This is a genomic window from Mesorhizobium sp. M1A.T.Ca.IN.004.03.1.1, from assembly GCF_003997555.1.
Classification (GTDB): Bacteria; Pseudomonadota; Alphaproteobacteria; order Rhizobiales; family Rhizobiaceae; genus Mesorhizobium.
The window spans coordinates 264,620-290,195 of the sequence record NZ_RZTV01000005.1; the positions used below are offsets into that span (position 1 = coordinate 264,620).

A 25,576-nucleotide genomic window follows, 5' to 3' on the forward strand; every position below is an offset into this window, starting at 1 on the left:
GGCCGCTTCGCGGCCACCTTCTCCCACAAGGGGAGAAGGCAAGACAGGGCAGCGCCTGCATCGACCATTGGCACTGCTCCAGCAATTCAACAGATGATCAACACCGCGCCCGCTAGGAAGGCGCGACCCGAAACTGGAAGGAGGAGGAACACGATGCGCTACCGCAACGCCACCGCGTATCGCTTCCTCACGCCTTATCTCCTGATCTTCGCCATCTTCTGGATCTGGCCGATCATCAGCTCCTTCCTGATCTCCTTCCAGGCGACCCGCACCGTGCCGTGGCGCTTCGCGCCGACCTTCAACTGGGGCCGCCTGATCGGCGACCCCGCCTTCTTCAACGCGCTGAAGAACACGCTCCTTATCCTCGTCATCCAGGTTCCGGTGATGATCTCGCTGGCGGTCGTGATGGCGGTGCTTTTGAATTCGCCGCTGCTCAAGGCGCGCGGCCTCTACCGCTTTGCGTTCTTCGCCCCCGTCGTGGTCGGCGAGGTCGCCTATTCGGCGGTGTTCCGGCTGATGTTCAGCCTCGATTTCGGCATCGTCAACAAGCTGTTGAGCAGCGTCGGCCTGGAGAAGATCGACTGGTTCTCCAACGTCACGCCGGCCATGGCGCTGATCATGATCGCGGTGACCTGGCGCTGGGCCGGCTACAACGCCATCATCATTCTTGCCGGCCTGCAATCCATTCCCGATGACGTCTACGAGGCCGCCACGCTCGACCGCGTCAGCAAGGTGAAGCAGTTCTTTTACATCACCCTGCCGCTGTTGAAGCCGGTCATCGTCTTTTGCGCCGTGCTGTCGATCATCGGCACCATGCAGCTCTTCACCGAGCCCTTCCTGATCACCGAACGCGGCGGGCCGGGCGGCGGCACCGAAACCCTTGGCCTCTTGCTTTACCGCCAGGGCTTCCGCTCGCTCAATTTCGGCTATGCCTCGGCGATCGCCTACACCATGGCGGGCCTCGCCATCGCAATCACGCTAGTGCAGCTCTGGCTGACGAGGGAGCCGAAATGACCTCGCGCTCGCAAAGGCGGCTTGGACGCAGCATCCTGCTGCATCTCGTCCTGACGCCGCTGGCGCTGATCTGGCTGTTCCCGCTGTGGATGATGGTGGTGTTCTCCACCATGCCCGACAACGGCATCTTCAGCCCCGGCATCGTGCTTCTGCCGCATGACGGCTTCCTCGACAATTTCAACAATCTGCAGCGCGACACCAATTTCGTTGGCGCGATCGGCATCTCGGTCTCGGTGGCTGTGACCTACACCTTTCTTTCGGTGCTGCTCACCTCGATGGCCGGTTGGGCGCTGGCACGCTACGACTTCCTCGGCAAGGGCATGGTGGTGGCGATCATCTTCGGCACCATCACGCTTCCCTACGCCGTGGTGCTGATCCCGCAATTCATCATGGTGGCGCGCGACTTCCAGCTCGCCAACACCTGGATCGCGCTGATCGTGCCGCCGCTGTTCAATTCGCTCGGCGTGCTCTTCATGCGCCAGGCCTTTTCGATGATGCCGGCCGAGCTGTTCGACGCGGCGAGGGTCGAAGGCGTGAAGGAATGGCGCATCTTTCTGTTCGTGGCGCTGCCTTTGGCGCGGCCGATGCTGGCGGCCCTCGCCATCATCCTCTTCCTCGCCTCGTGGAATAACTATCTCTGGCCGCTTTTGATCAACAGCCAGCCCGGCGCGATGACGGCGCCGGTGGCGCTCGGCACCCTGATCGGCCTGACCAAGGTGTCCTGGGGCGGCATCATGGCCGGCGCCGTCATGCTGACCGTGCCGATGCTGATCGTCTTCGTGCTGCTGCAGCGCCATTTCATCGCCGGCATCGCCGCCGGCGCGGTCAAATAGGATAGGAACGAGATGGCCGCCGTCACCCTCACCAATGTCGTCAAGCGTTTCGGCACCTTCGAGGTCGTCCATGGCGCCAATATCGACATTACCGATGGCGAGTTCGTCGTCTTCGTCGGCCCCTCGGGATGCGGCAAGTCCACGCTTCTTCGCATGGTCGCCGGGCTGGAGGACATCAGCGGCGGCGAGATCGCGATCGGCGGCAAGGTGGTCAACGATGTCGAGCCGGCCGACCGCGGCATCGCCATGGTGTTCCAGTCTTACGCGCTCTATCCGCACATGACGGTGGAGCAGAATTTGAGCTTCGGCCTGCGCATGAACGGCAATCCGAAGGCCGACACCGAACGGCGGGTCAAGCGCGCCGCCGAAATCCTTTGCATAGACGAGCTGATGCAGCGCCGGCCGAAGCAATTGTCCGGCGGCCAGCGCCAGCGCGTCGCCATCGGCCGCGCGATCGTGCGCGAGCCGCAGGTGTTCCTGTTCGACGAGCCACTTTCGAATCTCGACGCCGAGCTGCGAGTGCAGATGCGGGTCGAGATCTCGCGCCTGCACAAGGAGCTCGGCGTCACCATGATCTATGTGACGCACGACCAGACCGAGGCGATGACGCTGGCCGACCGCATCGTCGTGCTCAAGGCCGGCAATGTCGAGCAGATCGGCGCCCCGCTCGACCTTTACGACGATCCGGCCAACCGTTTCGTCGCCGGTTTCATCGGTTCCCCGAAGATGAATTTCATCGCGGCGAAGGTCGTCGATTTGTCCAACAGCGCCGCGACCGTCGAGCTCGTCAATCATGGCGGCGCCAGGCTGCGCAAGCCGCTCTGCGGCCCCTTGCCGGCGCCCGGCGCGGAAGTCGTGCTCGGCGTCAGGCCGGAGCATTTCTTCGAGGCCGGCGAGGGCGACTGCGACATTTCGGTCAAGGCCGACGTCGCCGAGCATCTGGGCTCGGTCAGCTATGTCTACGCCGATGCCGGGCCGGAGGAGCTGATCATCGAGCGCGAGGCCAGGCGCCAGCGCGCCGGCAGCGACCACTTCACCGTCTCGATCAAGGCCGAGCGCTCGCTGCTCTTCGACAAGACAGGCGCCAGGATTCGCTGACTTTCCTTTCTGCCCGATCGCGAAGGCGTGGCGGCGACCGCATGGAGAATTGGACATGACATCCGGAAAAATTCGCTGGGGCATCCTCGGACCCGGCAGCATCGCCAAATCCTTTGCCGGCGGCCTGGCGCAGTCGCGCACCGGCGAACTGGTCGCGCTCGGCGCTCGCAATCCCGGCAAGCCGGGCCTTGCCGAGACGTTTCCGGGCGCGCGCATCCTCGACGGCTATGACGCGCTGCTTGCCGACGAGGACGTCGATGCGGTCTATATTTCGATCCCGCATCCAGGCCATGCCGAATGGGCGATCAAGGCGGCAGAAGCCGGCAAGCATGTGCTGTGCGAAAAGCCGCTGGCGCTCACCGCCTTCGAGGCCGACGCCATGATGCATGCGGCGCGAATAGCGGGCACCTTCCTGGGCGAAGCGTTCATGTACCGGCTGCATCCGCAGACGCTGCAGCTGGTCGAGCTGATCAAATCGGGCGCCATCGGCGAGGTCCGCATGATCAAGTCGAGCTTCGGCTTCGCTATGCCGGGCTTCATGCCGGAGCACCGGCTCTACGCCAACGAGCTGGCCGGCGGCGGCATCCTCGACGTCGGCGGCTACCCGGTCTCGATGGCGCGGCTGATTGCCGGCGCCGCGGCGGGAAAGCCTTTCCTCGAGCCGGACAAGGTCGTCGGTGCGGCCCATCTCGGCCAGTCCGGCGTCGATGAATGGGCCTCGGCGCTGCTCCATTTCCCCGGCGGCATCGTCGCCGAGGTCTCGTGCAGCATCTCGCTCAACCAGGACAATGTCCTGCGCATTTTCGGCACCAACGGCCAAATCGAGGTGCCGGACTTCTGGTTCGCCGGTGGCAACCGCGATGTCGGACCGGGCCGGATCGAGGTGATCCGGTCCGGCGGCACGCGCGAGGTGATCAGTGTCAACGAGACCCGCCACCTCTATTCCTTCGAGGTTGACGCCGCCGGCGAGGCGATCCTGGCCGGCCGCCAGGAATTCGCCTGGCCGGGCATGGGCTGGGCCGACAGCCTGGGCACGCTGCGCGTTCTCGACAAATGGCGCGCCGCCGTCGGGCTGGAGTACGAGATCGAAAAGCCGGCTAAGCGCGTCAACACCATCTCCGGCCGGCCGCTGCGCGCCAACGGCACCGCCATCGGCAAACGCGCGATTCCCGGCCTGCCGAAGCCCGTCTCGCGGCTGGCGCTCGGCTTCGAGGATTTCCGCACCTTCTCCTCGGGCTCGATCCTGCTCGACGCCTATTTCGAAGCCGGCGGCAACCTGTTCGACACCGGCTTCGTCTATGGCGCCGGCTACACCGAGACGCTGCTCGGGCAATGGCTGAGCAATCGCGGCGTGCGCCAGCAGTCGGTCATCATCGCCAAGGGCGCGCACACGCCGCTCTGCTATCCCGATGTGATCGGCAAGCAGCTTGCCCAGTCGCTCGACCGGCTGCGGACCGACCATGTCGACATCTATTTCATGCATCGCGACAATCCGGACGTGCCGGTCGGCGAGTTCGTCGATGCCATGGACCGCGAGGTCAAGGCCGGCCGCATCCGCGGCCTGTTCGGCGGCTCCAACTGGACGATGGAGCGTATGGACGCGGCGATCGCCTATGCCGAACGCACCGGCAAGCAGAAGCCGGGCGCGCTTTCCAACAATTTTTCGCTGGCCGAGATGCTGGAGCCGATCTGGGCCGGCTGCATCACCTCTTCCACCGACGATTGGAAAGCTTGGCTGACGGCGCGGCAGATGCCCAACTTCGCCTGGTCGAGCCAGGGCCGTGGCTTCTTCACCGACCGCGCCGGCCGCGACCGCACCGACAATGAAGAGCTGGTGCGGGTCTGGTATTCGGAAAAGAACTTCGGCCGCCGCGACCGCGCCATCGAACTTGCAAGCAGGCTCGGCAAAAGCCCGATCCATGTCGCGCTCGCCTATGTCCTGGCGCAGCCTTTCCCGTCCGTTCCGCTGATCGGCCCGCGCACGCTGGATGAGCTGGAGGACAGCCTCAAGGCGCTGGATATTGCGCTGTCGCCGGACGATCTGGAGTGGCTGGACAACGGGCCGGAGAGACGGAGGGCGTAGCGCCAATCTCCCCCCTCGAGGGGGAGATGGCCGCAAAGCGGCCAGAGGGGGTCGGTCCGACTGGGCTCGGCCTGCTGCGGCAGATGGAGTTGGCGCTCCACGCGAGGCGACCTCCTCTGGCCTGCCGGCCATCTCCCTCACTTGGGGGGAGATTGGCAGTTTCGCTGCCCTCACCGATCAACCCGCGTCGACAAGATGATCGACGACGACGTCCGCTCTACTCCCTTCATTGCCCCGATCTGATCGAGCAGCGCGTCGAGATCGCGGATCGACGGCGCGTCGACGATGACGATCATGTCGAAATTGCCGCTCACCGAATGCACCGTCCGGACCGGCGGCATCGCCTCCAGGCTACGCACCACCTTGTCGGCGAGTTTCGGCGTGACGGTGAGCAGCACATGCGCCTTGACCAGACCCTGCTCATAGTCGGGCGACAGCCTGACGCCGTAGCCGGCGATGATGCCGCGCTGCTCCAGCCGCTCGATCCGGCTCTGCACCGTGGTGCGCGACACGCCGAGCTTTCTCGCCAGCTCGGCGGTGGAGGCGCGCGCGTTGGCGCGCAGCAGCGTCAGCAGGGCCTGTTCAGCTTCACTGATCATTTCGACGAAACCCTTCGGCAAATTGCGCTATGTTCAGCTTCACTTTGCCAGATTCCGAGCTTCCTTTCGACAGGCAAGCTGCGATGATTCCTGCCAATTCGAACTGGCAGGGGTATCGTCATGAAAAACATTGTTGTCGTCGGCGCCGGCAAGATCGGCTCGACCATCGCTGAAATGCTTACCACCACGGGAGACTACCGCGTCACGGTGGTCGACCGCTCGGCGGCCCAGCTCGCCGCAGCCGAATTGCCGGCCGGCGTCGAGAGCAAGGAGCTCGACATCGCCGTGCCCGGCGCGCTTGAGGCAGCGCTTGCCGGCAAATTCGCCGTGCTGAGCGCCGCGCCCTTCCACCTCACCACCCGCATCGCCGAGGCTGCGGCGAAGGCGGGCGTGCATTATCTCGACCTCACCGAGGACGTCGCCAGCACCCGTCGGGTCAAGGAGCTGGCGCGCGAGGGCAAGAGCGCCTTCATCCCGCAATGCGGCCTGGCGCCGGGCTTCATTTCGATCGTCGCCAACGATCTGGCCAGCCGCTTCGACACGCTGGAAAGCGTGCGCATGCGCGTCGGCGCGCTGCCGCAATATCCGTCGAACGCTTTGAACTACAACCTCACCTGGAGCACCGACGGCGTCATCAACGAATATTGCGAGCCTTGCGAGGCGATCGTCGAGGGCGAACTGGTCGAGGTGCCCCCGCTGGAGGAGCGCGAGGAATTCTCGCTCGACGGCGTCACCTACGAGGCCTTCAACACCTCCGGCGGACTCGGCACTCTGGCCGAGACGCTGAAAGGCAAGGTGCGGACGCTGAACTACCGCACCATCCGCTATCCCGGTCATGCCGCCATCATGAAGGCGCTGCTCAACGACCTCGGGCTGCGCCACCGCCGCGACGTGCTGAAGGACATTTTCGAGAGCGCCCTACCGGCGACGCTGCAGGATGTCGTCATCGTCTTCGTCACCGTCTCGGGCCGCCGCAACGGCCGCCTGCTGCAGGAGACCTACGCCAACAAGATCTATTCGCACCGCGTCGGCAACGTCGTGCGCAGCGCCATCCAGATCACCACCGCCTCCGGCATCTGCGCCGTGCTCGACATGCTGGCCGACGGCACGCTGCCGGCGAAAGGTTTCGTCCGGCAGGAAGACATCGCGCTCGACGCATTTCTGGCCAACCGCTTCGGCCGCGCCTACGCCCAGCACGAGACGGCGAGCCGCCTGGCGGGCTGAGCTTTGTGATCTCCCCCCTTGAGGGGGAGATGTCGCCAAAGGCGACAGAGGGGGGTCCTCTCAACCAGTGCAGCGCATGTGAAAGCCAAAGACGGAAGTCGGCGCTTCACGCGCGGCGACCCCCTCTGGCCTGCCGGCCATCTCCCCCTCAAGGGGGGAGATCCCGCTCCCTCTAAACATGCAGCGCGTGCCCGAGCGCCTTCAGCGCCGCTTCCTGGAAGCCCTCGCCCTGGGTCGGATGCGCATGAATGGTGCCTGCTATATCCTCCAGCCGCGCGCCCATTTCGAGCGCAAGGCCAAAGGCCGCGGCCAATTCCGAAACGCCCTGCCCGACCGCCTGGATGCCCAGCACCAGATGGTTGTCCGCGCGGGCGACGATGCGCACGAACCCGTCCTCGCCTTGCCTGGTCATGGCGCGGCCGTTGGCTGCGAACGGAAAATGTCCGATCTTGATCTCGCCGGCGAGCGCCTTCGCCTCGTCCGGCGACAGGCCGGCGGTGACCAGCTCGGGATCGGTGAAGCAGATCGCCGGGATCGCGCGCTTGTCCCAGCCTCGTTTGTGGCCGGCGACGATCTCGGCCACCATCTCGCCCTGCGCCATCGCCCGGTGCGCCAGCATCGGCTCTCCGGTGACATCGCCGATAGCGTAGATGCCCCGCATCGAGGTGCGGCACTGGTCGTCGATGCGGATGAATTTTCCGACCATGTCGAGGTCGATCTGCTCCAGCCCCCAGCCCTCGGTGAGCGGCTTGCGCCCCACCGTGACCAGGACCCTGTCGGCGGCGATCTTGGCGTTCTTGCCATCTGCCGTCTCGACCAGCAGCGCATCGCCCTTGGTCGACAGCCCCTTGGCCTTGGCACCCAGCATCACCTCGATGCCGAGCTCGCCGAGCCGCTTCAGCACCGGCCGCGTCAGCTCGGCATCGTATTGCGCAAGCACGCGCGGCAGGGCTTCGACCACGGCGACCTTGGCGCCCATCTTGGCGAAGGCCATGCCGAGCTCGAGCCCGATATAGCCGCCGCCGACGACGGCGAGCTTGTCCGGCACCTCGCTCAGCGCCAGCGCTTCGGTCGACGAGATGACGGGGCCGCCGAAGGGCAGGAACGGCAGTTCGGCCGGCACCGAGCCGCTGGCGATCACCACCGCCTCGGCGCGGATCACCTGGCTTCCCGTCTCGGTCTCGACCTCGACGGTCTTGCCGTCGCGGAACGTCGCCCAGCCCTGCACGGTCTTGACCTTGGCCTTCTTCAGCAGCCCAGCGACGCCGCTGTTCAGCCGGCTAACGATGCCGTCCTTCCATGCGACCGTCTTGGTCAGGTCGAGCGTCGGCGGGGCGACCGCGATGCCGAGCGGCCCCTTGCCGCCGGCGATGTGCGCGATCTTCTCGAACTCTTCCGCCGCGTGAATGAGCGCCTTGGACGGGATGCAGCCGACATTGAGGCAGGTGCCGCCCGGCTTGCCGAACTCGACGATCACCGTGTCGACGCCGAGTTGCCCGGCGCGGATGGCGCAGACATAGCCGCCCGGACCGGCGCCGATGACGAGCAGCTTGCAGGAGATCTCTTTCATGGGCTTCTCGTTGCTGAGCACGGGGATTTTGGCAGAGGGTTAGGGCCTGGCGAACGCAGACCGTGGCGATTGGTCGATATCCGTGGAATCTCGTCATCCTAGGGCGGAGCAAGGAGCGTAGCGACGCGCGTAGACCCCAGGATCCATGCCGTGACGTGAAGGCGTTGCAACGGTCCAGAATTCTGGTCCGCCGCGCCCTTCGGGCGAGGTCGCGGCATGGATCCTCGGGTCAAGCCCGAGGATGACGAGGGGGCAACGTCGTCCGTATCCATACGACTAATCCACGAAGATCAGCGCCGGCGTCTCAAGCAACGCCTTGATCCGCTGCACGAAAACCGCGGCGTCCCAGCCGTCGATGACGCGATGGTCGAAGCTGGACGACAGGTTCATCATCTTGCGCGGAATGAACTGCGTGCCGTCCCACACCGGCCGCACCATGATCTTGTTGACGCCGACGATCGCCACTTCCGGATAATTGATGACCGGCGTGGTAGCCACGCCGCCCATCGCCCCGAGGGAGGTGATGGTGATGGTCGAGCCGGAAAGCTCATCGCGCGTCGCCGTGCCGGACTTGGCCGCGTCGGCAAGCCGGTTGATCTCGGCGGCGCTTTCCCAGAGGTCGCGGGCCTCGGCATGCTTGACCACCGGCACGACGAGCCCGGTCGGCGTCTGGGCGGCGATGCCGACATGGATGCCCGCGTGCTGGTGGATAACGCCGGCCTCGTCGTCGAACAGCGCGTTGAGGTTCGGCTGGTCGGCGATCGCCTTGACCATTGCCCGCATCAGGAACGGCAGCAGCGTCAGCTTCGGCCGGTCTTGCCGCTTCTCTTTGTTGAGCGCGGCGCGCAGTTCTTCCAGCGCCGTGACGTCGATCTCCTCGACATAGGTGATATGGGGAATGTGCGACTTTGCGAGCGCCATCTTCTCGGCGATCTTGCGCCGCAGCCCGACGACCTTGATGTCCTCGATGCCCTCCTTGCGGGCAAGGCCGGTGGCGCGGGCAAGCTGCGGGCCGCGCGCCAGGAAGGCCTCGATGTCCTCATGGCTGATGCGCCCGGCCGGACCGCTGCCTGCAACCTGGCGCAGATCGATGCCGGCTTCCTTGGCGCGCAGTCGGACGGCAGGAGAAGCCAGCGGCTTTTCGCCTTCCGCGCGCGGCGCGCCGATGATGGACGCCGGGCGCCCAGCCTTCGGTGCCGCGACGGAAGGCTGGGCCGGGATCTGTGCCGGTTTCGGCGCCGCTTTCGAGGCGTCCGACAGCGGTTGGGACTTTGCCTCCACGGGCTCGGCCGGCGCTTCTGCCTTCGGCGCGGCCTTGGCACCGCTGCCTGCTTTCACATTGCCTTCGCCGGCTATTTTGAGCCGCACGATCGGCGAGCCGATCGCCACCGTGTCGCCGATCTCGGCGCCGAGCCAGAGGATCTCGCCATCGACCGGCGAGGGGATCTCGACGGTCGCCTTGTCGGTCATGACGGCCGCCAGCACCGCATCCTCGCGCACCAGGTCGCCGATCTTGACATGCCATTCGACAAGCTCGGCCTCGGCGACGCCTTCGCCGACATCGGGAAGCTTGATGACATATTCGCCCATCGTCCGGCCCCCCTCAGGCTTCCATGGTCTCGACGAGCGCGCGCCCGACCCGCGCGGGGCCGGGGAAATACTCCCACTCCTGCGCATGCGGATAGGGCGTGTCCCAGCCGGCGACCCGCGCCACTGGCGCCTCCAGATGGTAGAAGCAGTTCTCCTGCACCAGCGCCGCGAGCTCGGCGCCGAAGCCGGAGGTCAGCGTCGCCTCATGCACGACGACGCAGCGCCCGGTCTTCTTCACCGAGGTGACGATCGTGTCGAGGTCGAGCGGCAGGAGCGTCCTGAGGTCGATGATTTCGGCATCGATGCCGGTTTCCGCGGCCGCGGCCTGCGCGACATAGACCATGGTGCCGTAGGCGAGCACGGTGACCGCCGAGCCTTGCCGGCGGATCGCCGCCTTGCCGAGCGGTATGGTGTAATGGCCATCCGCCACCTCGCCGAGCTCGTGCTTCGACCAAGGCGTCACCGGGTTGTCGTGATGGCCGTCGAAGGGGCCGTTGTAGAGCCGCTTCGGTTCCAGGAAGATCACCGGGTCCGGATCCTCGATCGCGGCGATCAATAGCCCCTTGGCGTCATGCGGATTGGACGGCACCACTGTCTTGAGGCCGGAGACATGCGTGAACAGCGCTTCCGGGCTCTGGCTGTGCGTCTGGCCGCCGAAGATGCCACCGCCGGTCGGCATCCTGACGACGATCGGGCAGGTGAAATCGTTGTTGGAGCGATAGCGCAGCCGCGCCGCCTCCGAGACGATCTGGTCGTAAGCCGGATAGACATAGTCGGCGAACTGCACCTCGACGCAGGGCCTCAGCCCATAGGCGGCCATGCCGATCGCCGAGCCGACAATGCCGGATTCGCTGATCGGCGCATCGAAGCAGCGGTTCTTGCCGTATTTGGCCTGCAGGCCCTGCGTGCAGCGGAACACGCCGCCGAAAAAGCCGACATCCTCGCCATAGACGATGACGCGCTCGTCGCGCGCCATCGAGACATCCATGGCGTCGCGGATCGCCTCGATCATGGTGCGTCTGGGCATCGATCAGACCCCTGCCTGCTGGCGTTGGCGCCTGAGATGCGGCGGCGTCTCGGCATAGACGCCTTCGAACATGTCGCGCGTCGACGGCTTGCCGCCGGCATGCAGCGTGCCGTGGCTTTCGGCTTCCTTCTGCGCCGCGATCACGGTTTCGAGGATCTCGGCTTCCGCCTGGATGTGGCGCTGTTCCGTCCAGACTTGCTTGTGGATGAGATGGTTCTTCAGCCGGATGATCGGGTCGCCGAGCGGCCAGGCGTCCGATTCCGCCTTCGGCCGGTAGGCCGACGGATCGTCCGAGCTCGAATGCGCGCCGACGCGATAGGTGACATATTCGACCAGGGTCGGCCCGAGATTGCGACGCGCCCGCTCGATCGCCCATTTGGCTACCGCATGGACGGCGAGATAGTCGTTGCCGTCGACCCGCAGCGACGGGATGCCGAAGCCTAGGCCGCGCGCGGCGAAAGTGCCCGAGCCGCCGCGGGCAATGCCCTGGAAGGTGGAGATGGCCCACTGGTTGTTGACGACATTGAGCACGACCGGGGCCTTGTAGGTCGAGGCGAAGACCAGCGCCGCATGGAAATCGGACTCCGCGGTCGAGCCGTCGCCGATCCAGGCCGCGGCGATGCGGGAATCGTTGGAGATCGCCGAGGCCATCGCCCAGCCGACCGCCTGGATGTACTGCGTCGCCAGATTGCCGGAGATCGAGAAGAAGCCGTGCTCCTTCGAGGAGTACATGATCGGCAGCTGCCGGCCCTTCAGCGGATCGGCTTCGTTGGAATAGATCTGGTTCATCATCGCAACCATCGGATAGCCGTCGGCGATGAGCAGGCCGGCTTGCCGATAGGTCGGGAAATTCATGTCGCCAGGCTTGAGTGCCTTGCGGAAAGCGCAGCTCACCGCCTCTTCACCCAGATGCTGCATGTAGAAGGAAGTCTTGCCCTGGCGCTGCGCCATCTGCATGCGCGCATCGAAGGTCCTGAGCGTCATCATATGGCGCAGGCCTTCGAGCAGTTCCTCGTCGGTGAGCAGCCCGGCCCATGGCCCGACGGCTTCGCCGGCGCGGTTAAGCACGCGGATGATGGAGAAGGCCATGTCGCGGATGGTGCGCGGATCGACATCGACCTCCGGCCGCGGCACCGACCCCGCTTTGGGAATGGTCACATTCGAGAAGTCGGGCGTGCCGCCCGGCCGAACCTCGGGCTCGGGGACATGAAAGCGCAACATTCCAGCATCGGCCATGACCTTCGTCCTCCAATGTTGCCGGTGCGATACTTGCACATCCGCGCCGCCATTTCATCGGGCGAGATGGCGGCCGTCCTCCCGGTCATCAGCCTCGTCGAGCCGATGCGGCACATGGCCGACAAGATGCAGATATGGCGCAGAAATTTCTTGTCGATGTTTGCAAGCGTCGCGCAATTTGGCGGAAGTTTGCGGAGCGTTTGCCGCCACAAAAGACAATTAAGGCATGCGCGCCGGCCGACGCAGCTAATCTCCACCCTCGTGGGGAGTTGCTCGGCAGGGCAGAGGGGCGTGACAGACTCTGCTTCAGGGTCGTCATTCCAGGGCGGAGCAAGGAGCGGAGCGACGCGCGCAGACCCTGGAATCCATGCCGCGACGTTGACGCGTTGCGGCGGTTGGAGAATATTCTGCACCCCGGCGCTCCCCGGCAAAAGTCACGGCATGGATCCTCGGGTCAAGCCCGAGGATGAAGAGAGGCCGGCCGCTTCTCCGTTCACTCCGTCTCCGCCTCATGCTAACTCACCCCGCATGGCACAGAAGAAGGGATACGAGGTCGATTCGTGGCTGGCGCGGCCGGACCCGGCCATGGCCATCGTCCTGCTTTACGGCCCCGATCGTGGCCTGGTCGCCGAGCGGGCCAAGACCTTCGCGTTGAAGACCGGGCTGCCGCTCGACGACCCTTTCTCAGTGGTCAAGCTGGATGGCGCGGAAGTCGATCGCGACGAAGGCCGTCTGCTCGACGAGGCGCGCACCGTGCCGATGTTTTCCGACCGGCGGCTGCTTTGGGTCCGCAACGCCAGCGGCCAGAAGGCGCTGGCCGACGACATCAAGGCGCTGACGGCGGAGCCGGCGCCGGATGCTCTCATCCTCATCGAGGCGGGCGACCTGAAGAAGGGCACTGGCTTGCGGGCCATCGTCGAGGCAGCCGGGAACGCCATCGCCTTGCCCTGCTATGCCGACGAGGCCCGCGATCTCGACACGGTGATCGACGACGAGCTGCGCAAGGCCGGCATGTCGATGACGCTCGACGCCCGCCAGGCGCTGCGCCGCAATCTCGGCGGCGACCGTCTGGCCTCGCGCGGCGAGATCGACAAGCTGGTGCTCTACGCCCATGGCAAGAAGGAGATCGACCTCGACGACGTCAATGGCTTGTCCGGCGATGTCTCCGGCGCCTCCTTCGACGGCGCGGTCGACGCGATGCTCGACGGCAAGGTCGGAGATTTCGACATTGCCTTCACCAGGCATTGTGCGTCCGGCGGCCATCCTTTCCTGGTGCTGTCCTCGGCGATGCGGCAATTGCAGGCGATCCAGGTCATGCGCGGCCAGATGGAATCCGGCGGCCGCAATGCCGCCTCGGTCGTGGCGGGAGCGCGCCCGCCGGTCTTCTTCTCGCGCCGCAAGCTGGTGGAAAAGACGCTCGAGCGCTGGAACAGCGAAGCCCTCGGCCGCGCGCTGAACCGGCTGCAGACGGCTGTGCTGCAGACGCGCAAGCGGCCCGACCTGTCGGAGGCGCTGGCCCGTCAGGCGCTGCTCGGCATCGCGGTGGAAAGCGCGAGATTGGCGCAGAGGTAGGCGATCAGCCAACCTCCCCCTGTGAGGCGATTGGCCGGCGCCTTCGGCTATCGCGGGCGCCGCAAAAAAGAAGAGGCCGGCGCAGCGGCCGGCCCCCTTGTTGTGCCTATCACCAATATATCAGCCGAGATCTAAACTTAATCGAGAACTTTATTAGTCGGCTAATTTCATGTAAATCAGCAATTTATCGGTCGTCCTTCAGCCGCCGGCACAACTCATCGAGCTGATCCAGCGACCGGTAGTCGACCCGCAGCGTGCCGCCCTTGGCCTTATGCTCGATCGAGACAATCATGCCGATCGTGTCGGTCATCAGCTTTTCCAAGGCCAGCGTGTCGGGATCCTTTTCCGGCGCGCTCGGCGCGGACCTTACTTTGGCGGGTGTCGGTCCCGCGGGCATTTGCGCCAACGCCTCGGCCTGGCGCACCGAAAGCCCCTCCTCGACGATGCGCTTGGCGAGCCCCGCCGGATCGCCGGCTGTGACCAGCGTGCGGGCATGGCCGGCCGACAACGCGCCGTCGACCAGCATGTCGCGGATGACGTCAGGCAGCTTCAGGAGCCTCAGCGTGTTGGCGACATGACTGCGGCTCTTGCCGATCACCTGGCCGAGATCGGCCTGCGTGTAGCCATGCTCGTCGATCAGCTGCTGATAGCCCTGCGCTTCTTCGACCGGATTGAGATCGGCGCGCTGCACGTTCTCGATGATTGCGAGCTCCAGCGCGGTGCGGTCGTTGACGTCGCGCACGATGAGCGGGATTTCGGTCAGCCCTGCGCGCTGCGCGGCGCGCCAGCGCCGCTCGCCGGCGATGATCTCGTAGCGGCCGGGCTGCGACGGCGAGGGCCGCGCCACCACCGGCTGCACCACGCCATGCTCTCGGATCGACTGGGCGAGGTCGGTGAGTTCGGCGTCGCCGAAATGCCGGCGCGGGTTCTTCGGGTTCGGACTGACGAACTCGATCGGCACCTTGCCATCCGCCGCGACCGCGCTCGGCTTTTCGGGCGCGACGGGACGATCGATCTCGCCGATCAGCGCGGCCAGGCCGCGGCCCAGTCTTTTTCTCGATTGGTCTTCACTCATTCTTCTGTCCAGATCGTTTCGGAATCGAATCGGCTATTGGAAATTGCCTGGGCTATTCAGGCGGCGCGCAGCTTGCGCTCGCGTCGGATCACTTCCGAGGCAAGCTGCAGATAGGCCTGGCTGCCGGAACATTTGAGATCGTAAAGGATTGCCGGCTTGCCGTAGGACGGCGCTTCGGAAACGCGCACGTTGCGCGGGATGATCGTCTCGTAGACCTTGTCGCCCATATGCGCGCGCACATCCTGCACCACCTGGTTGGCGAGGTTGTTGCGGCCATCGAACATGGTGAGCACGATGCCCTGGATGGTGAGGTCCGGATTGATCGTGCCGCGCACCTGCTCGACCGTTTCGAGCAATTGGCTAAGGCCTTCCAGCGCGAAGAACTCGCATTGCAGCGGCACCAGAACGGAATCGGCCGCCGCCATTGAATTCAAAGTCAAAAGATTGAGCGACGGCGGACAGTCGATCAGCACATAGCCGAACGGCGCCGGGCGCGCGGCTGCCGCACGCAGCGCATTGCGCAGGCGCAGCACCCGGTCTGGCGCCGAGGCGATCTCCATTTCGATGCCGAGCAGATCGAGGGTTGAGGGCACGATGGACAAACCCGGCACCGCCGTCGGCACTGCGGCCGCCTCCAGCTCGAGTTCGCCGGTCAGCACGTCGTAGGACGAGACGGTGCGATCCTTGCGTTCGATGCCGAGCCCGGTACTGGCATTGCCCTGCGGATCGAGGTCGACGATCAGCACGCGCTCGCCGATCGCGGCCAGCGCCGTCGCCAGATTGATCGCCGTGGTCGTCTTGCCGACGCCACCCTTCTGGTTGGCAACGGTGATGATACGCGGTCCAGTTTTCATGGGTCGATGCCAGTGATTCATTGCGGGGTCGCCGGGTGCAGATCGGTGATTTCCAGAATGACGCCATGAGCGTCTGTCATGCTTGGATGTTCTACCAGATCGAAGGTCCAGCGGTGAGCGCTTTCTTCCACTTCGGCCCGGTAATCCCGGCCTTTGTGAAAAAGCGAACGCGCGCCCTTGGTCAGCCAGGGTGCGGCAAGATCGAGCAGGTCCGGAAGCGCCGTCAATGCCCGCGCGGTAACGACTTCCGGTGCAGAAACAAGTGGATAGCTGTCATCGATGCGTCGCGCCAGCACGCGCGCCGGTAGGCCGAATTGGCCGACGACCGATTGCAGGAACGACGCCTTCTTGCGGTTGCTTTCAACCAGATCGATCGTGGCGCCCGGCCGCTCTGCAAGCAGAAAACCGAGTACCAATCCGGGAAAGCCGCCGCCCGAGCCGAGGTCGACCCAGCGCATTGCGGTCGGCGCGATTCGCGCAAGCTGGGCGCTGTCCAGGATGTGGCGGCGCCAGACGTCGTCTAGCGTCGATGGCGCCGCCAGATTGATGCTGCGGTTCCATTTTTGAAAATGCCGCTCGAAGGCCTGCAGCCGCTCGAATGTTTCACGTGAAACCGGACCCGCTGCCTTCTGCAGCTCCGCCCAGGCATCGCCACTCACGCGACCGACCTTCGTGCAGCCAGCTCGGCATTGCGAACATGCGCGACAATGATCGCCAGAGCCGCTGGCGTCATCCCTTCCATGCGCTGCGCGTCGGCAATCGAGCGCGGCCGGCGTGCCTTCATCTTCTGCTTCAGCTCATTGGAAAGGCCTGGCACGTCCGCGAAGTCGATGGTCTCCGGAATGAGCCGCGATTCCTCGTGCCTGATCTGCGCCACGTCAGCCTGTTGGCGCTCGAGATAGACGGAATATTTCGCCTCGGTCTCAAGCCGCTCTGCCGTGTTGGGGTCGAGTTCGCCAAACCGTGGCTCGATCCGCGTCAACCAGACCATATCGACGCCGGGATAGGCGAGAAGGTCGTAGGCGGAACGCCGAACGCCGTCCCGGTTGATCTCCAGTCCATGCCGCGCGGCTTCATTCGGCGTGAAGGCGATCGACTTTGCCAGCGCGCGGGCAGCGTCGAGCTTCACACTGATCGCGTCGAAACGTTGCATCCGCTCGGAGGAGACGATCCCCAAGCGGTCGGCCAGCGGCGTCAGCCGCTCGTCTGCATTGTCGGCGCGCAGCGAAAGCCGGAACTCCGCCCGCGAAGTGAACATGCGATAGGGCTCGGCGATGCCGCGGCTGGTGAGGTCGTCGATCATCACGCCGATATAGGCTTCGGTGCGGCTGAGCACGAACGGCTCGCCTGACGATGCCCTGCGCGCGGCGTTGATGCCGGCAACGAGGCCTTGCGCGCCGGCTTCCTCGTAGCCCGTGGTGCCGTTGATCTGCCCGGCCAAAAACAGCCCGGCGACGCGCTTCGTCTCCAGCGTCGGCTTGAGCTCGCGCGGGTCGACGTGGTCATATTCGATGGCGTATCCCGGCTGCAGCATCGTCGCCCGTTCCAGGCCGGGGATCGTCTTCAACATGTCGAGTTGCACCTCTTCCGGCAGCGAGGTCGAGATGCCGTTCGGATAGACGGTGTCGTCGTCGAGGCCCTCCGGCTCGAGGAAGATCTGGTGACCCTCGCGGTCGCCGAACTTGACGATCTTGTCCTCGATAGAGGGACAGTAGCGCGGCCCAACGCCTTCGATCGAGCCGGAATACATCGCCGAACGCTTCAAATTGAGGCGAATCAACTCATGTGTCGCCTGCGTAGTGCGTGTGATACCGCAGTTGATCTGCGGGTTCGCGATGCGGTCTGTCATCAGCGAGAACGGCACCGGCTGATCGTCTGCGGCCTGGCGTTCCAGCGAGGCCCAATCGATGGTGCGGCCGTCGAGGCGAGGGGGCGTCCCGGTCTTCAGCCGCCCGAGCTTGAAACCGGCCCGCGCCATCGTCGCCGAGAGCCCATGGCTCGCCTGCTCGTTCATCCGGCCGGCGACGATCTTCTTCTCTCCTATATGGATCAGCCCGCGCAGGAACGTGCCGGTCGTCAGCACCACGGCGCCGCAGGCGAACCGCCTGTCACCGGAGACCAGCACGGCCGCAACCCGACCGTCCTCGATCTCGAAGTCCAGGACTTCGCCCTCCACCACGTCGAGATTGGCCTGCTCGCGGATCGCCGCCTGCATGGCAAGACGATAGAGCTTGCGGTCGGCCTGGGTCCGCGGCCCACGCACCGCTGGGCCCTTGCGGCGGTTCAGCAGGCGGAATTGGATGCCGGCGGCATCCGCGATGCGGCCCATCAACCCGTCCATGGCGTCGATCTCGCGCACGAGATGACCCTTGCCGAGTCCGCCGATGGCCGGATTGCAGGACATGACGCCGATCGTCTCGAAGCGCAGCGTCACCAGCGCCGTCCGGGCGCCGGCGCGCGCAGCCGCGCTCGCCGCTTCGCATCCGGCATGGCCGCCGCCCACCACCACCACGTCATAGTGATTGGTCATTGCAAGAATCCGTTTCAGAGATACTTTGACACATGTCCCCGCCAACCTCCGCTGTCAAGGATGCAGTCCGTTGCGGAGGTGATCGCCGGGGATGGGGCTGCGTGCCAGTGGTCTGCCTGTCCGACCTCGTCCCGCATAGAAGGCAGTCGCTTATCCCACGGACGATTTTTCACTTCTCAAGCGCTGCGAATCAGCGCCGTTGGCTTTAGTGGCCAGCCGTCCTTGCCTTCTACGAGGCAGGCAATGAGGGGCAGCGCCGTTTGGCCCTTGATTTATTGGCACGCCACGCGTCTGGAGCCGGACTCGTTTCACGTGAAACACCCATCCGCCACATCCTGTCGCTGTTTCACGTGAATCTCCCGCGCCCGTAGCCGCCCCGCGTTTCACGTGAATCATTTGCCGATGCAGAACTGCGAAAAGATGACGTCCAGCATATCCTCGACATCGACGGCGCCGATAATTCGCCCAAGCCGGTCCGTGGCCACCCGCAACTCTTCCGCGCGCAGCTCCAGGCTTTGCCCCGACAGCGCCGCCGCGAGAAAATCCTTCGCCTCCTCCAGCAGCTCGATATGGCGGAGCCTCGACGGCAAGATCTCACCGGCCCCTCCGACTGCGGCAGCGGCGCGACCCGCAATCTCGTCCAGCAGTTCCGAAATTCCGGTACCTTCCTTGGAAGAGATGGCCACATCATAGGCCCCTCTACGCGCTCCCATGAGATCGGTTTTGGTCCCGATCCTCAGGAGCGGAACACCTGTCGGAACCGCGCCGACGGGCTGTGGATCGACCATGTCCTCCAGCAGCAAAACCAGGTCCGCGCCACCGGCCTTGGCACGCGCTCGTTCGATGCCGATCGTCTCCACCTTGCCGGCGGCCTCGCGCAGGCCTGCCGTATCGACGACCCGAACTCTCATCCCGTGGAGGTCCAGCACCACCTCCAGCAGGTCGCGCGTGGTGCCCGGCTCGTCGGTGACGATTGCCGCCTCGCGTTGGGCCAGGGCGTTGAACAGACTGGACTTGCCGGCGTTCGGCGCGCCGAGGATGACGACCTCGAAGCCATCGCGAATGATCTCGGCCGACTTGAACCCCTGAATATGGCGTTCGATCTCGTCGGCCATCGCCGCCACATCGGTCCAGACCGCCTTCGAGACCGAACCCGGCACATCCTCCTCGTCGGCGAAGTCGATTTCCGCCTCGATCATTGCCCGGGCATGGATCAACCGCCGGCGCCACCCCGAATAGAGCTCGCTCTGCGCGCCCTCGGCGTTACGCACGGCAAAGCGTCGCTGCGCCTCCGTCTCGGCATTGACGAGGTCCGCCAGCGCCTCGGTCTCGACCAGATCGAGCTTGCCGTTGAGAAAGGCGCGCCGCGTGAATTCGCCAGGCTGGGCATGTCTGACGCCGGCAAAGCCGGTGAGCGTTTCCAGCATTTTTGCCGCAACGGCGCGGCTGCCGTGTACATGGAACTCGCCAACGTCCTCGCCGGTGAAGCTGCTAGGTCCGGGAAAGAACACGACAAGCCCGTGATCGATGACCGAACCGTCGGATGCCATCAGCTTGCGCAAAGTGGCAAAGCGATCCTTAATACCGCCGCCGGCAATCGTTTCGAGTACGAATCGAGTCTTCGGGCCGGAGATGCGGATCACGGCGATGCCGGCGGGCAGGCGACCGCTCGACAGCGCTACGATAGATTCCTTCGAGGTTGCCATTTGCCCGACCTGCCGAACCACCCTAGGTATCTTCTTTCAGGCGCCGTTCCGGACGTCAGCCGTAGCTTTCCCGGAATTGCCTGCTCATCAACCAAGCCGAGCCGCTCATTGTGACCTTGCCCGCGCGAAACCTGCTTGCCGAAGAGGCCAGCCCCTATCTGCAGCAGCACAGCGACAATCCCGTGCATTGGCGGGGCTGGTCTCCGGCCGCCCTTGCCGAGGCGAAGGAACTCGGACGGCCGATCCTGCTGTCCATCGGCTATGCCGCCTGCCACTGGTGCCATGTCATGGCCCATGAAAGCTTCGAGAACGATGCCGTCGCCGCCGTCATGAACCGCCTCTTCGTCAATATCAAGGTCGATCGCGAGGAGCGCCCGGATATCGACCAGATCTACATGGCGGCACTCCATGCCATGGGCGAGCAGGGCGGCTGGCCGCTGACCATGTTCCTCACGCCCGATGGCAAGCCTTTCTGGGGCGGCACCTATTTTCCGCGCGAGGCGCGCTATGGACGGCCGGGCTTTGTCCAGGTGCTGGAGGCGGTCGACAAGGCCTGGCGCGAGAAGCAGGAGAGCCTTGGCCAAAGCGCCGACGCGCTGACGACCCAAGTCGAGCAGCGGCTGGCCGGCGCGAAGGGAAAGGCGGTGCTCGACCGCGGCACGCTTGCCGATCTTGCCGGCCGCATCGAGGGCATGATCGACCCCGATCTCGGCGGCTTGCGCGGCGCGCCGAAATTCCCCAACGCGCCCTTCATGCACAGTCTGTGGCTGTCCTGGCTGCGCGACGGCCAGACCGCCCATCGCGACGCCGTGCTCATCAGCCTGGAAAAAATGCTCGCCGGCGGCATCTACGACCATGTCGGCGGCGGTCTCAGCCGTTACTCGACCGATGCCGAATGGCTGGTCCCGCATTTCGAGAAGATGCTTTACGACAACGCCCAGCTCATCCGCATGTGCAATTGGGCCTTCGCGGCAACAGGCAATGAGTTGTTTCGCAAGCGAATCGAGGAAACCGTGGCCTGGCTGCTGCGGGAAATGCGCGTCGAGGGCGGCGCCTTCGCCGCCAGCCTCGATGCCGATAGCGAAGGCGCGGAGGGGTTGTTCTACACCTGGAGCGGGGAAGAGGTTGAAGCCGCACTCGGTGCTGATTCCGCTCGCTTCTTCCAATATTTCGAGCTCGCCGCTCCGCATGGCTGGGAAGGCAAGCCCATCATCCGCCACAGCGAGGCACAGCAGCGCCAGGGAATCAGCGATGACGCTCAGCTCGCAGCGCTGAAGGCGAATTTGCTAGCTGCCAGAGAAAATCGCGTCAGGCCCGGCCGCGACGCCAAGGCGCTTACCGATTGGAACGGATTGATGATTGCGGCCCTCGCGGAAGCGGGCCGCTCCTTCGGGCGAGCCGACTGGGTGGACGCCGCCGTCAGGGCCTTCGCCCACATCGTCGAAGCCAGCAAGGACGGCCGCCTGCCGCATTCGATGCTCGGCGACAAGAAGCTTTTCCCGGCGCTGTCGAGCGACTATGCCGCCATGACCAACGCGGCGATCGCGCTGTTCGAGGCAACCGGCAGTTCTGCCTATATGGACCATGCCCGGCAGTTCATCGATCGGCTCGACCGCTGGCATCAGGATCCTGAAAAGACCGGCTATTATCTGACGGCGTCCGACAGCGTCGATGTGCCGATCCGTATCCGCGGCGATGTCGATGAGGCAATCCCCTCCGCCACCGGCCAGATCGTCGAGGCGCTGGTCCGGCTCTCGTCCCTTACCGGCGATCACGATCTTTGGGCAAAGGCATGGACGACAGCCGAACACGCCATGGGTCGCGCCGCGCAGCAAGCCTACGGCCAGGCCGGCATCATCAACGCGTGCGCGCTGGCGCTCGAACCGCTGAAGCTCGTCATCATAGACAAGCTTGATTCCTCAAGCCTTGTTCCGGTGGCGAATCGAAGTTCCGATCCACGCCGGGTCGATGTCGTACTGCCCATCGGTACGGAGGCGAATCAACCGCTTTTGCCGGGCGGCGTGCTGCCGCCGACGGACAAGCCGGGAGCCTGGTTCTGCAGCGGACAGACATGCCTGCCGGCGGTTACGGATGCGGGCGAGTTGGAGAAGCTGTTGCGGCGGGAATAAACAGCTTCGTCTCCTCGGTTTGACCCAGGATCTATGTCGCGGCGCTTCCGACGAATGCGGCGGTGCGGAATTCTGCACCGCCGCAAAGCTCAAAAAACAACGGCATGGACTTAGGGTTCTGCGCAGCGTCGCCTCGCTCCTTGCTCCGTCTTGTATGCCGAAGAAAGGACCGGTCCCTCGGCGCCCGATCAGGTATTCATCGAATCGAAGAAATCCGCGTTGGTCTTGGTCTGCTTGAGCTTGTCGATGAGGAATTCGATCGCATCGGTCGTTCCCATCGGCGCAAGGATCCGGCGCAGCACGAAGATCTTCTGCAGATCCGAACGCGGCACCAGAAGGTCCTCCTTGCGGGTCCCGGACTTGAGGATGTCGATCGCCGGGTAGATGCGTTTGTCGGCCACCTTGCGGTCGAGCTGGATCTCACAGTTACCGGTGCCCTTGAACTCTTCGAAAATGACTTCGTCCATGCGGCTGCCGGTGTCGATCAGCGCGGTGGCGATGATGGTCAGCGACCCGCCTTCCTCAATGTTGCGGGCGGCGCCGAAGAAGCGCTTCGGACGCTGCAGCGCGTTGGCGTCGACACCGCCGGTCAACACCTTGCCGGATGACGGCACCACGGTGTTGTAGGCGCGTCCGAGGCGGGTGATCGAATCGAGCAGGATGACGACATCGCGCCCATGCTCGACCAGGCGCTTGGCCTTCTCGATCACCATTTCGGCGACCTGCACATGGCGCGCTGCCGGTTCGTCGAAGGTCGAGGAAATGACTTCGCCCTTGACCGAGCGCTGCATGTCGGTGACTTCCTCCGGACGCTCGTCGATCAGAAGAACGATCAGGTAGCATTCCGGATGATTGGCGGTGATCGAGTGCGCGATGTTCTGCAACAGCACCGTCTTACCGGTGCGCGGCTGAGCGTTGATCAGCGCGCGCTGGCCCTTGCCGATCGGCGCCACCAGGTCGATCACACGCGGCGAGATGTCCTTGGTCGGGGGATTGTCGACCTCCATCTTCAGCCGCGAGGTCGGGTAGAGCGGCGTCAGATTGTCGAAGTGGATCTTGTGCCGGATCTTCTCCGGATCATCGAAATTGATGGTGTTGACCTTGAGCAGCGCGAAATAACGCTCGCCTTCCTTCGGGCTGCGGATCGGCCCTTCGACCGTGTCGCCGGTCTTCAGCGAAAAGCGCCTGATCTGCGACGGTGAAATGTAGATATCGTCGGGACCTGGCAGGTAATTGGCGTTGGCCGAGCGCAGGAAGCCGAAACCGTCCTGCAGCACCTCGACCACGCCTTCGCCGATGATCTCGACATCCTGGATGGCGAGCTTTTTCAGGATCGCGAACATCAGCTCCTGCTTGCGCATGACGCTGGCGTTCTCCACCTCGAGCGATTCGGCGTAAGCGATCAGCTCCGGCGGCTTCTTGTTCTTGAACTCTGCGAGTTTCATTTCTTGCATTAGATGGACTCTGGGTAGGCTTTGGGGAGAAAAAATCGGCTGGATGCGACAAATGCCGGGCGCGGCCGAAAGCGAGAAAGGGGCGGCGCATGACGGGAAGGAAGACCCGTCTTTTATCGTCGGTCGCCTGAAAGAGCAAGCCGCCTTTTGCCGGGTGTGGGGAAGCCTCAGAACGGCTTCACGATGACCAGGATGACGATGACGATCATCAGCAATGTGGGGAGTTCATTGACGATCCGCCAGTGCCTCGCCGGCTTTTCGTTCTTGTCCTCGGCAAATTTTCTCACCGCGCCGGCGAGATAGCCGTGCAGACCCGAAAGCAGCAGCACGGCGAGGATCTTGGCGTGCAGCCAGCCGCCCTGGAAACCGAAGCCCTTCCAGGCGAGCCAAAGCCCGAACACCCAGGTCACGGTCATCGCCGGGTTGATGATGGCGCGCAGCAGCCGGCGCTCCATCACCTTGAAGGTCTCGGACTGCACGGAGCCTTTCTCGGCGTCGACATGATAGACGAAAAGCCGAGGCAAATAGAGCATCCCGGCCATCCAGGCGATGACGGCAATCACATGGATTGCCTTCGCCCAGGGATAGAAGCTGTCCGGCGCCACAAGGAAGAGCAGGGCGGTCAGGACGACCAGCAGGACGATGCCGATCAACATGCGCTTCATCGCCTGGCCGGCGCTGTTCTCGTTGATCGTCTCTGTCATCGATGGCTCCGCACCATTTTCACCATGGCCTCGACATGTGCCACAGGCGTTTCCGGCGTGATGCCGTGGCCGAGATTGAAGATCAGCGGCCCGTTGCCCAGCGTGCGAAGGATGGCGTCGACGCCGTCGGCCAGCGCCCTGCCGCCGGCAACCAGGCGAAGCGGATCGAGATTGCCCTGCACCGCGCCTTCGCTTTGCAATTCCTTTGCCATCGACAGCGGCACGGTCCAGTCGAGCCCGAGCCCGGTGATCCCGGTCTTCTTCCTGTAATCGCGATAGCGCTCGCCGGCGCCCTTGGGGAACCCGATCACCGGAACATCCGGACGCGCGGCCTTCACTTGCCGGACAATCTCGGCAACGGGCTCGATGCAAAACGCCTCAAAGGACGCTTCATCGAGAACGCCCGACCAAGAATCGAAAATCTGCACCACATCGGCGCCGGCCTCGATCTGGCGGATGAGATAAGCGGCCGAATGGTCGGCCAGTATCTTCAGGAGCCGCGCAAGGGCCTCCGGCTCGCGATAGGCGAAAAGCCTGGCCGGTCCCTGGTCCGGTGTGCCGTGGCCGGCAATCATATAGGTCGCCACCGTCCAGGGCGCGCCGCAGAAGCCGATCAAGGTCGTTTCCACCGGAAGCTTCGCACGCAGACGGCGGACGGTTTCGTAGACCGGTTCGAGATTCACGTGAAACGTTTCGCCGTCCAGGCCCTCGATTTCGGCCACCGCAATCGGCTTGAGGATCGGCCCGTATCCCTCTTCGAAGCGGACATCTCGTCCCAGCGCATCGGGCACAACCAGGATATCGGAGAACAGGATCGAAGCATCGAAGCCGAAGCGCTCGATCGGCTGCAGCGTCACCTCGACGGCAAGATCCGGATCATAGCAGAGATCGAGGAAAGAACCGGCCCGCTTCCGGGTCTCACGATACTCCGGCAGATAACGCCCTGCCTGACGCATCATCCAGAGCGGCGGCGGTGAAACCGTCTCGCCCTTGAGGACGTCCAGCATGATCCGTTTCCCAGCCATCCAGTGCTCGCCCTCTCCAGGTCTCTTAAATCAAATATCTATTTTAAAAGAGTCTTCTGATTCTAAGAGTCTGTTGGTTGTGGTGGTTGCGACCTGTCCCGCCTGCCGCTCGAAAAGGCCAGTCAGCATATTGTCGCGCAGCCGCTTTCTCAATTTGGAGCGATCTGGGGACGAACTGGATTCAGGCTTTCGAGTCAGCGCCTTGGCTCTTCTGCTGCGGACCTCGAGCTGTGGATGATATCGGCCAAGAAAA

The 25,576-nt window shown here is 64.4% G+C and carries 20 protein-coding genes; 7 read left to right on the forward strand and 13 right to left on the reverse strand.

The features are described 5' to 3' along the window. Nucleotides 1–153: 153 nt before the first annotated feature. The 4 genes from EOD29_RS18380 to EOD29_RS18395 are packed head-to-tail and all read left to right on the forward strand — an operon-like array spanning nt 154 to nt 5,028. Nucleotides 154–1,014: a sugar ABC transporter permease gene (locus tag EOD29_RS18380; protein WP_127214479.1), complete on the forward strand. Its 861-nt coding sequence runs from the start codon at nt 154–156 to the stop codon at nt 1,012–1,014. Then, nucleotides 1,011–1,847 carry a carbohydrate ABC transporter permease gene (locus EOD29_RS18385; RefSeq protein WP_127247382.1) on the forward strand — a complete coding sequence of 279 codons (837 nt, stop codon included), beginning with the start codon at nt 1,011–1,013 and terminating at the stop codon, nt 1,845–1,847. The genes EOD29_RS18380 and EOD29_RS18385 overlap by 4 nt, the downstream gene beginning before the upstream one ends. A gap of 12 nt (nt 1,848–1,859) precedes the next feature. Then, a complete protein-coding gene (gene ugpC, locus EOD29_RS18390; protein ID WP_127247383.1) occupies nt 1,860–2,945 on the forward strand; it encodes a sn-glycerol-3-phosphate ABC transporter ATP-binding protein UgpC in 1,086 nt (361 codons plus the stop codon). A 55-nt stretch (nt 2,946–3,000) separates the two neighbouring features. Further along, on the forward strand, nt 3,001–5,028 hold the full coding sequence (locus tag EOD29_RS18395; RefSeq protein ID WP_127247384.1) for an aldo/keto reductase: 2,028 nt from the start codon (nt 3,001–3,003) through the stop codon (nt 5,026–5,028). 170 nt (nt 5,029–5,198) lie between these two features. Here EOD29_RS18395 and EOD29_RS18400 read toward each other — a convergent pair whose 3' ends face one another. Further along, complete coding sequence (locus tag EOD29_RS18400) at nt 5,199–5,627, reverse strand: Lrp/AsnC family transcriptional regulator (RefSeq protein ID WP_127247385.1); 429 nt, start codon at nt 5,625–5,627, stop codon at nt 5,199–5,201. Between the two features lie 120 nt (nt 5,628–5,747). Between EOD29_RS18400 and EOD29_RS18405 the strand changes: the two genes are divergently transcribed. Next, the gene (locus EOD29_RS18405; protein WP_127247386.1) at nt 5,748–6,851 is read left to right on the forward strand and encodes a saccharopine dehydrogenase family protein; all 1,104 of its coding nucleotides are present in this window, start codon (nt 5,748–5,750) and stop codon (nt 6,849–6,851) included. A 172-nt stretch (nt 6,852–7,023) separates the two neighbouring features. Here the strand turns inward: EOD29_RS18405 and lpdA are convergent, their stop codons facing one another. The 4 genes from lpdA to EOD29_RS18425 form a co-directional block, all read right to left on the reverse strand. After that, nucleotides 7,024–8,421, reverse strand: a complete 1,398-nt coding sequence (gene lpdA / locus EOD29_RS18410; RefSeq protein ID WP_127247387.1) for a dihydrolipoyl dehydrogenase — start codon at nt 8,419–8,421, stop codon at nt 7,024–7,026. A 276-nt stretch (nt 8,422–8,697) separates the two neighbouring features. After that, nucleotides 8,698–10,011, reverse strand: coding sequence for a dihydrolipoamide acetyltransferase family protein (locus EOD29_RS18415; protein WP_127247388.1), 1,314 nt, complete (start codon nt 10,009–10,011; stop codon nt 8,698–8,700). 13 nt (nt 10,012–10,024) lie between these two features. Continuing rightward, entirely contained in the window at nt 10,025–11,038 is a 1,014-nt protein-coding gene (locus tag EOD29_RS18420) for an alpha-ketoacid dehydrogenase subunit beta (protein WP_127247389.1), read from the reverse strand. 3 nt (nt 11,039–11,041) lie between these two features. Then, on the reverse strand, nt 11,042–12,274 hold the full coding sequence (locus EOD29_RS18425; protein ID WP_066991510.1) for a 3-methyl-2-oxobutanoate dehydrogenase (2-methylpropanoyl-transferring) subunit alpha: 1,233 nt from the start codon (nt 12,272–12,274) through the stop codon (nt 11,042–11,044). Between the two features lie 528 nt (nt 12,275–12,802). On the opposite strand from EOD29_RS18425, the gene holA reads away from it, so the two are divergent. After that, entirely contained in the window at nt 12,803–13,846 is a 1,044-nt protein-coding gene (holA, locus tag EOD29_RS18430; RefSeq protein ID WP_127247390.1) for a DNA polymerase III subunit delta, read from the forward strand. Nucleotides 13,847–14,030: 184 nt separating this feature from the next. Here the strand turns inward: holA and EOD29_RS18435 are convergent, their stop codons facing one another. The 5 genes from EOD29_RS18435 to mnmE form a co-directional block, all read right to left on the reverse strand. Continuing rightward, nucleotides 14,031–14,921 (reverse strand): ParB/RepB/Spo0J family partition protein, encoded by an 891-nt coding sequence (locus EOD29_RS18435; RefSeq protein WP_127215706.1) that lies wholly within the window; start codon nt 14,919–14,921, stop codon nt 14,031–14,033. 56 nt (nt 14,922–14,977) lie between these two features. Further along, a complete protein-coding gene (locus EOD29_RS18440) occupies nt 14,978–15,775 on the reverse strand; it encodes a ParA family protein (RefSeq protein ID WP_127247391.1) in 798 nt (265 codons plus the stop codon). Between the two features lie 17 nt (nt 15,776–15,792). Beyond that, nucleotides 15,793–16,434 (reverse strand): 16S rRNA (guanine(527)-N(7))-methyltransferase RsmG, encoded by a 642-nt coding sequence (gene rsmG / locus EOD29_RS18445; protein ID WP_127247392.1) that lies wholly within the window; start codon nt 16,432–16,434, stop codon nt 15,793–15,795. After that, nucleotides 16,431–18,305 carry a tRNA uridine-5-carboxymethylaminomethyl(34) synthesis enzyme MnmG gene (gene mnmG / locus EOD29_RS18450; RefSeq protein ID WP_095799556.1) on the reverse strand — a complete coding sequence of 625 codons (1,875 nt, stop codon included), beginning with the start codon at nt 18,303–18,305 and terminating at the stop codon, nt 16,431–16,433. Before mnmG ends, rsmG begins: the two co-directional genes overlap by 4 nt. A gap of 392 nt (nt 18,306–18,697) precedes the next feature. After that, on the reverse strand, nt 18,698–20,011 hold the full coding sequence (gene mnmE, locus EOD29_RS18455) for a tRNA uridine-5-carboxymethylaminomethyl(34) synthesis GTPase MnmE (RefSeq protein ID WP_127247393.1): 1,314 nt from the start codon (nt 20,009–20,011) through the stop codon (nt 18,698–18,700). A 110-nt stretch (nt 20,012–20,121) separates the two neighbouring features. On the opposite strand from mnmE, the gene EOD29_RS18460 reads away from it, so the two are divergent. Next, the gene (locus EOD29_RS18460; RefSeq protein WP_127247394.1) at nt 20,122–22,140 is read left to right on the forward strand and encodes a thioredoxin domain-containing protein; all 2,019 of its coding nucleotides are present in this window, start codon (nt 20,122–20,124) and stop codon (nt 22,138–22,140) included. 188 nt (nt 22,141–22,328) lie between these two features. Here the strand turns inward: EOD29_RS18460 and rho are convergent, their stop codons facing one another. From rho to hemE, 3 genes are all read right to left on the reverse strand, one after another. Further along, nucleotides 22,329–23,594 carry a transcription termination factor Rho gene (rho, locus tag EOD29_RS18465; RefSeq protein WP_082953824.1) on the reverse strand — a complete coding sequence of 422 codons (1,266 nt, stop codon included), beginning with the start codon at nt 23,592–23,594 and terminating at the stop codon, nt 22,329–22,331. Nucleotides 23,595–23,761: 167 nt separating this feature from the next. Next, a complete protein-coding gene (gene hemJ, locus EOD29_RS18470) occupies nt 23,762–24,298 on the reverse strand; it encodes a protoporphyrinogen oxidase HemJ (RefSeq protein WP_095825109.1) in 537 nt (178 codons plus the stop codon). Further along, nucleotides 24,295–25,323, reverse strand: a complete 1,029-nt coding sequence (hemE, locus tag EOD29_RS18475; RefSeq protein WP_127247395.1) for a uroporphyrinogen decarboxylase — start codon at nt 25,321–25,323, stop codon at nt 24,295–24,297. The genes hemJ and hemE overlap by 4 nt, the downstream gene beginning before the upstream one ends. Nucleotides 25,324–25,576 lie beyond the last annotated feature (253 nt).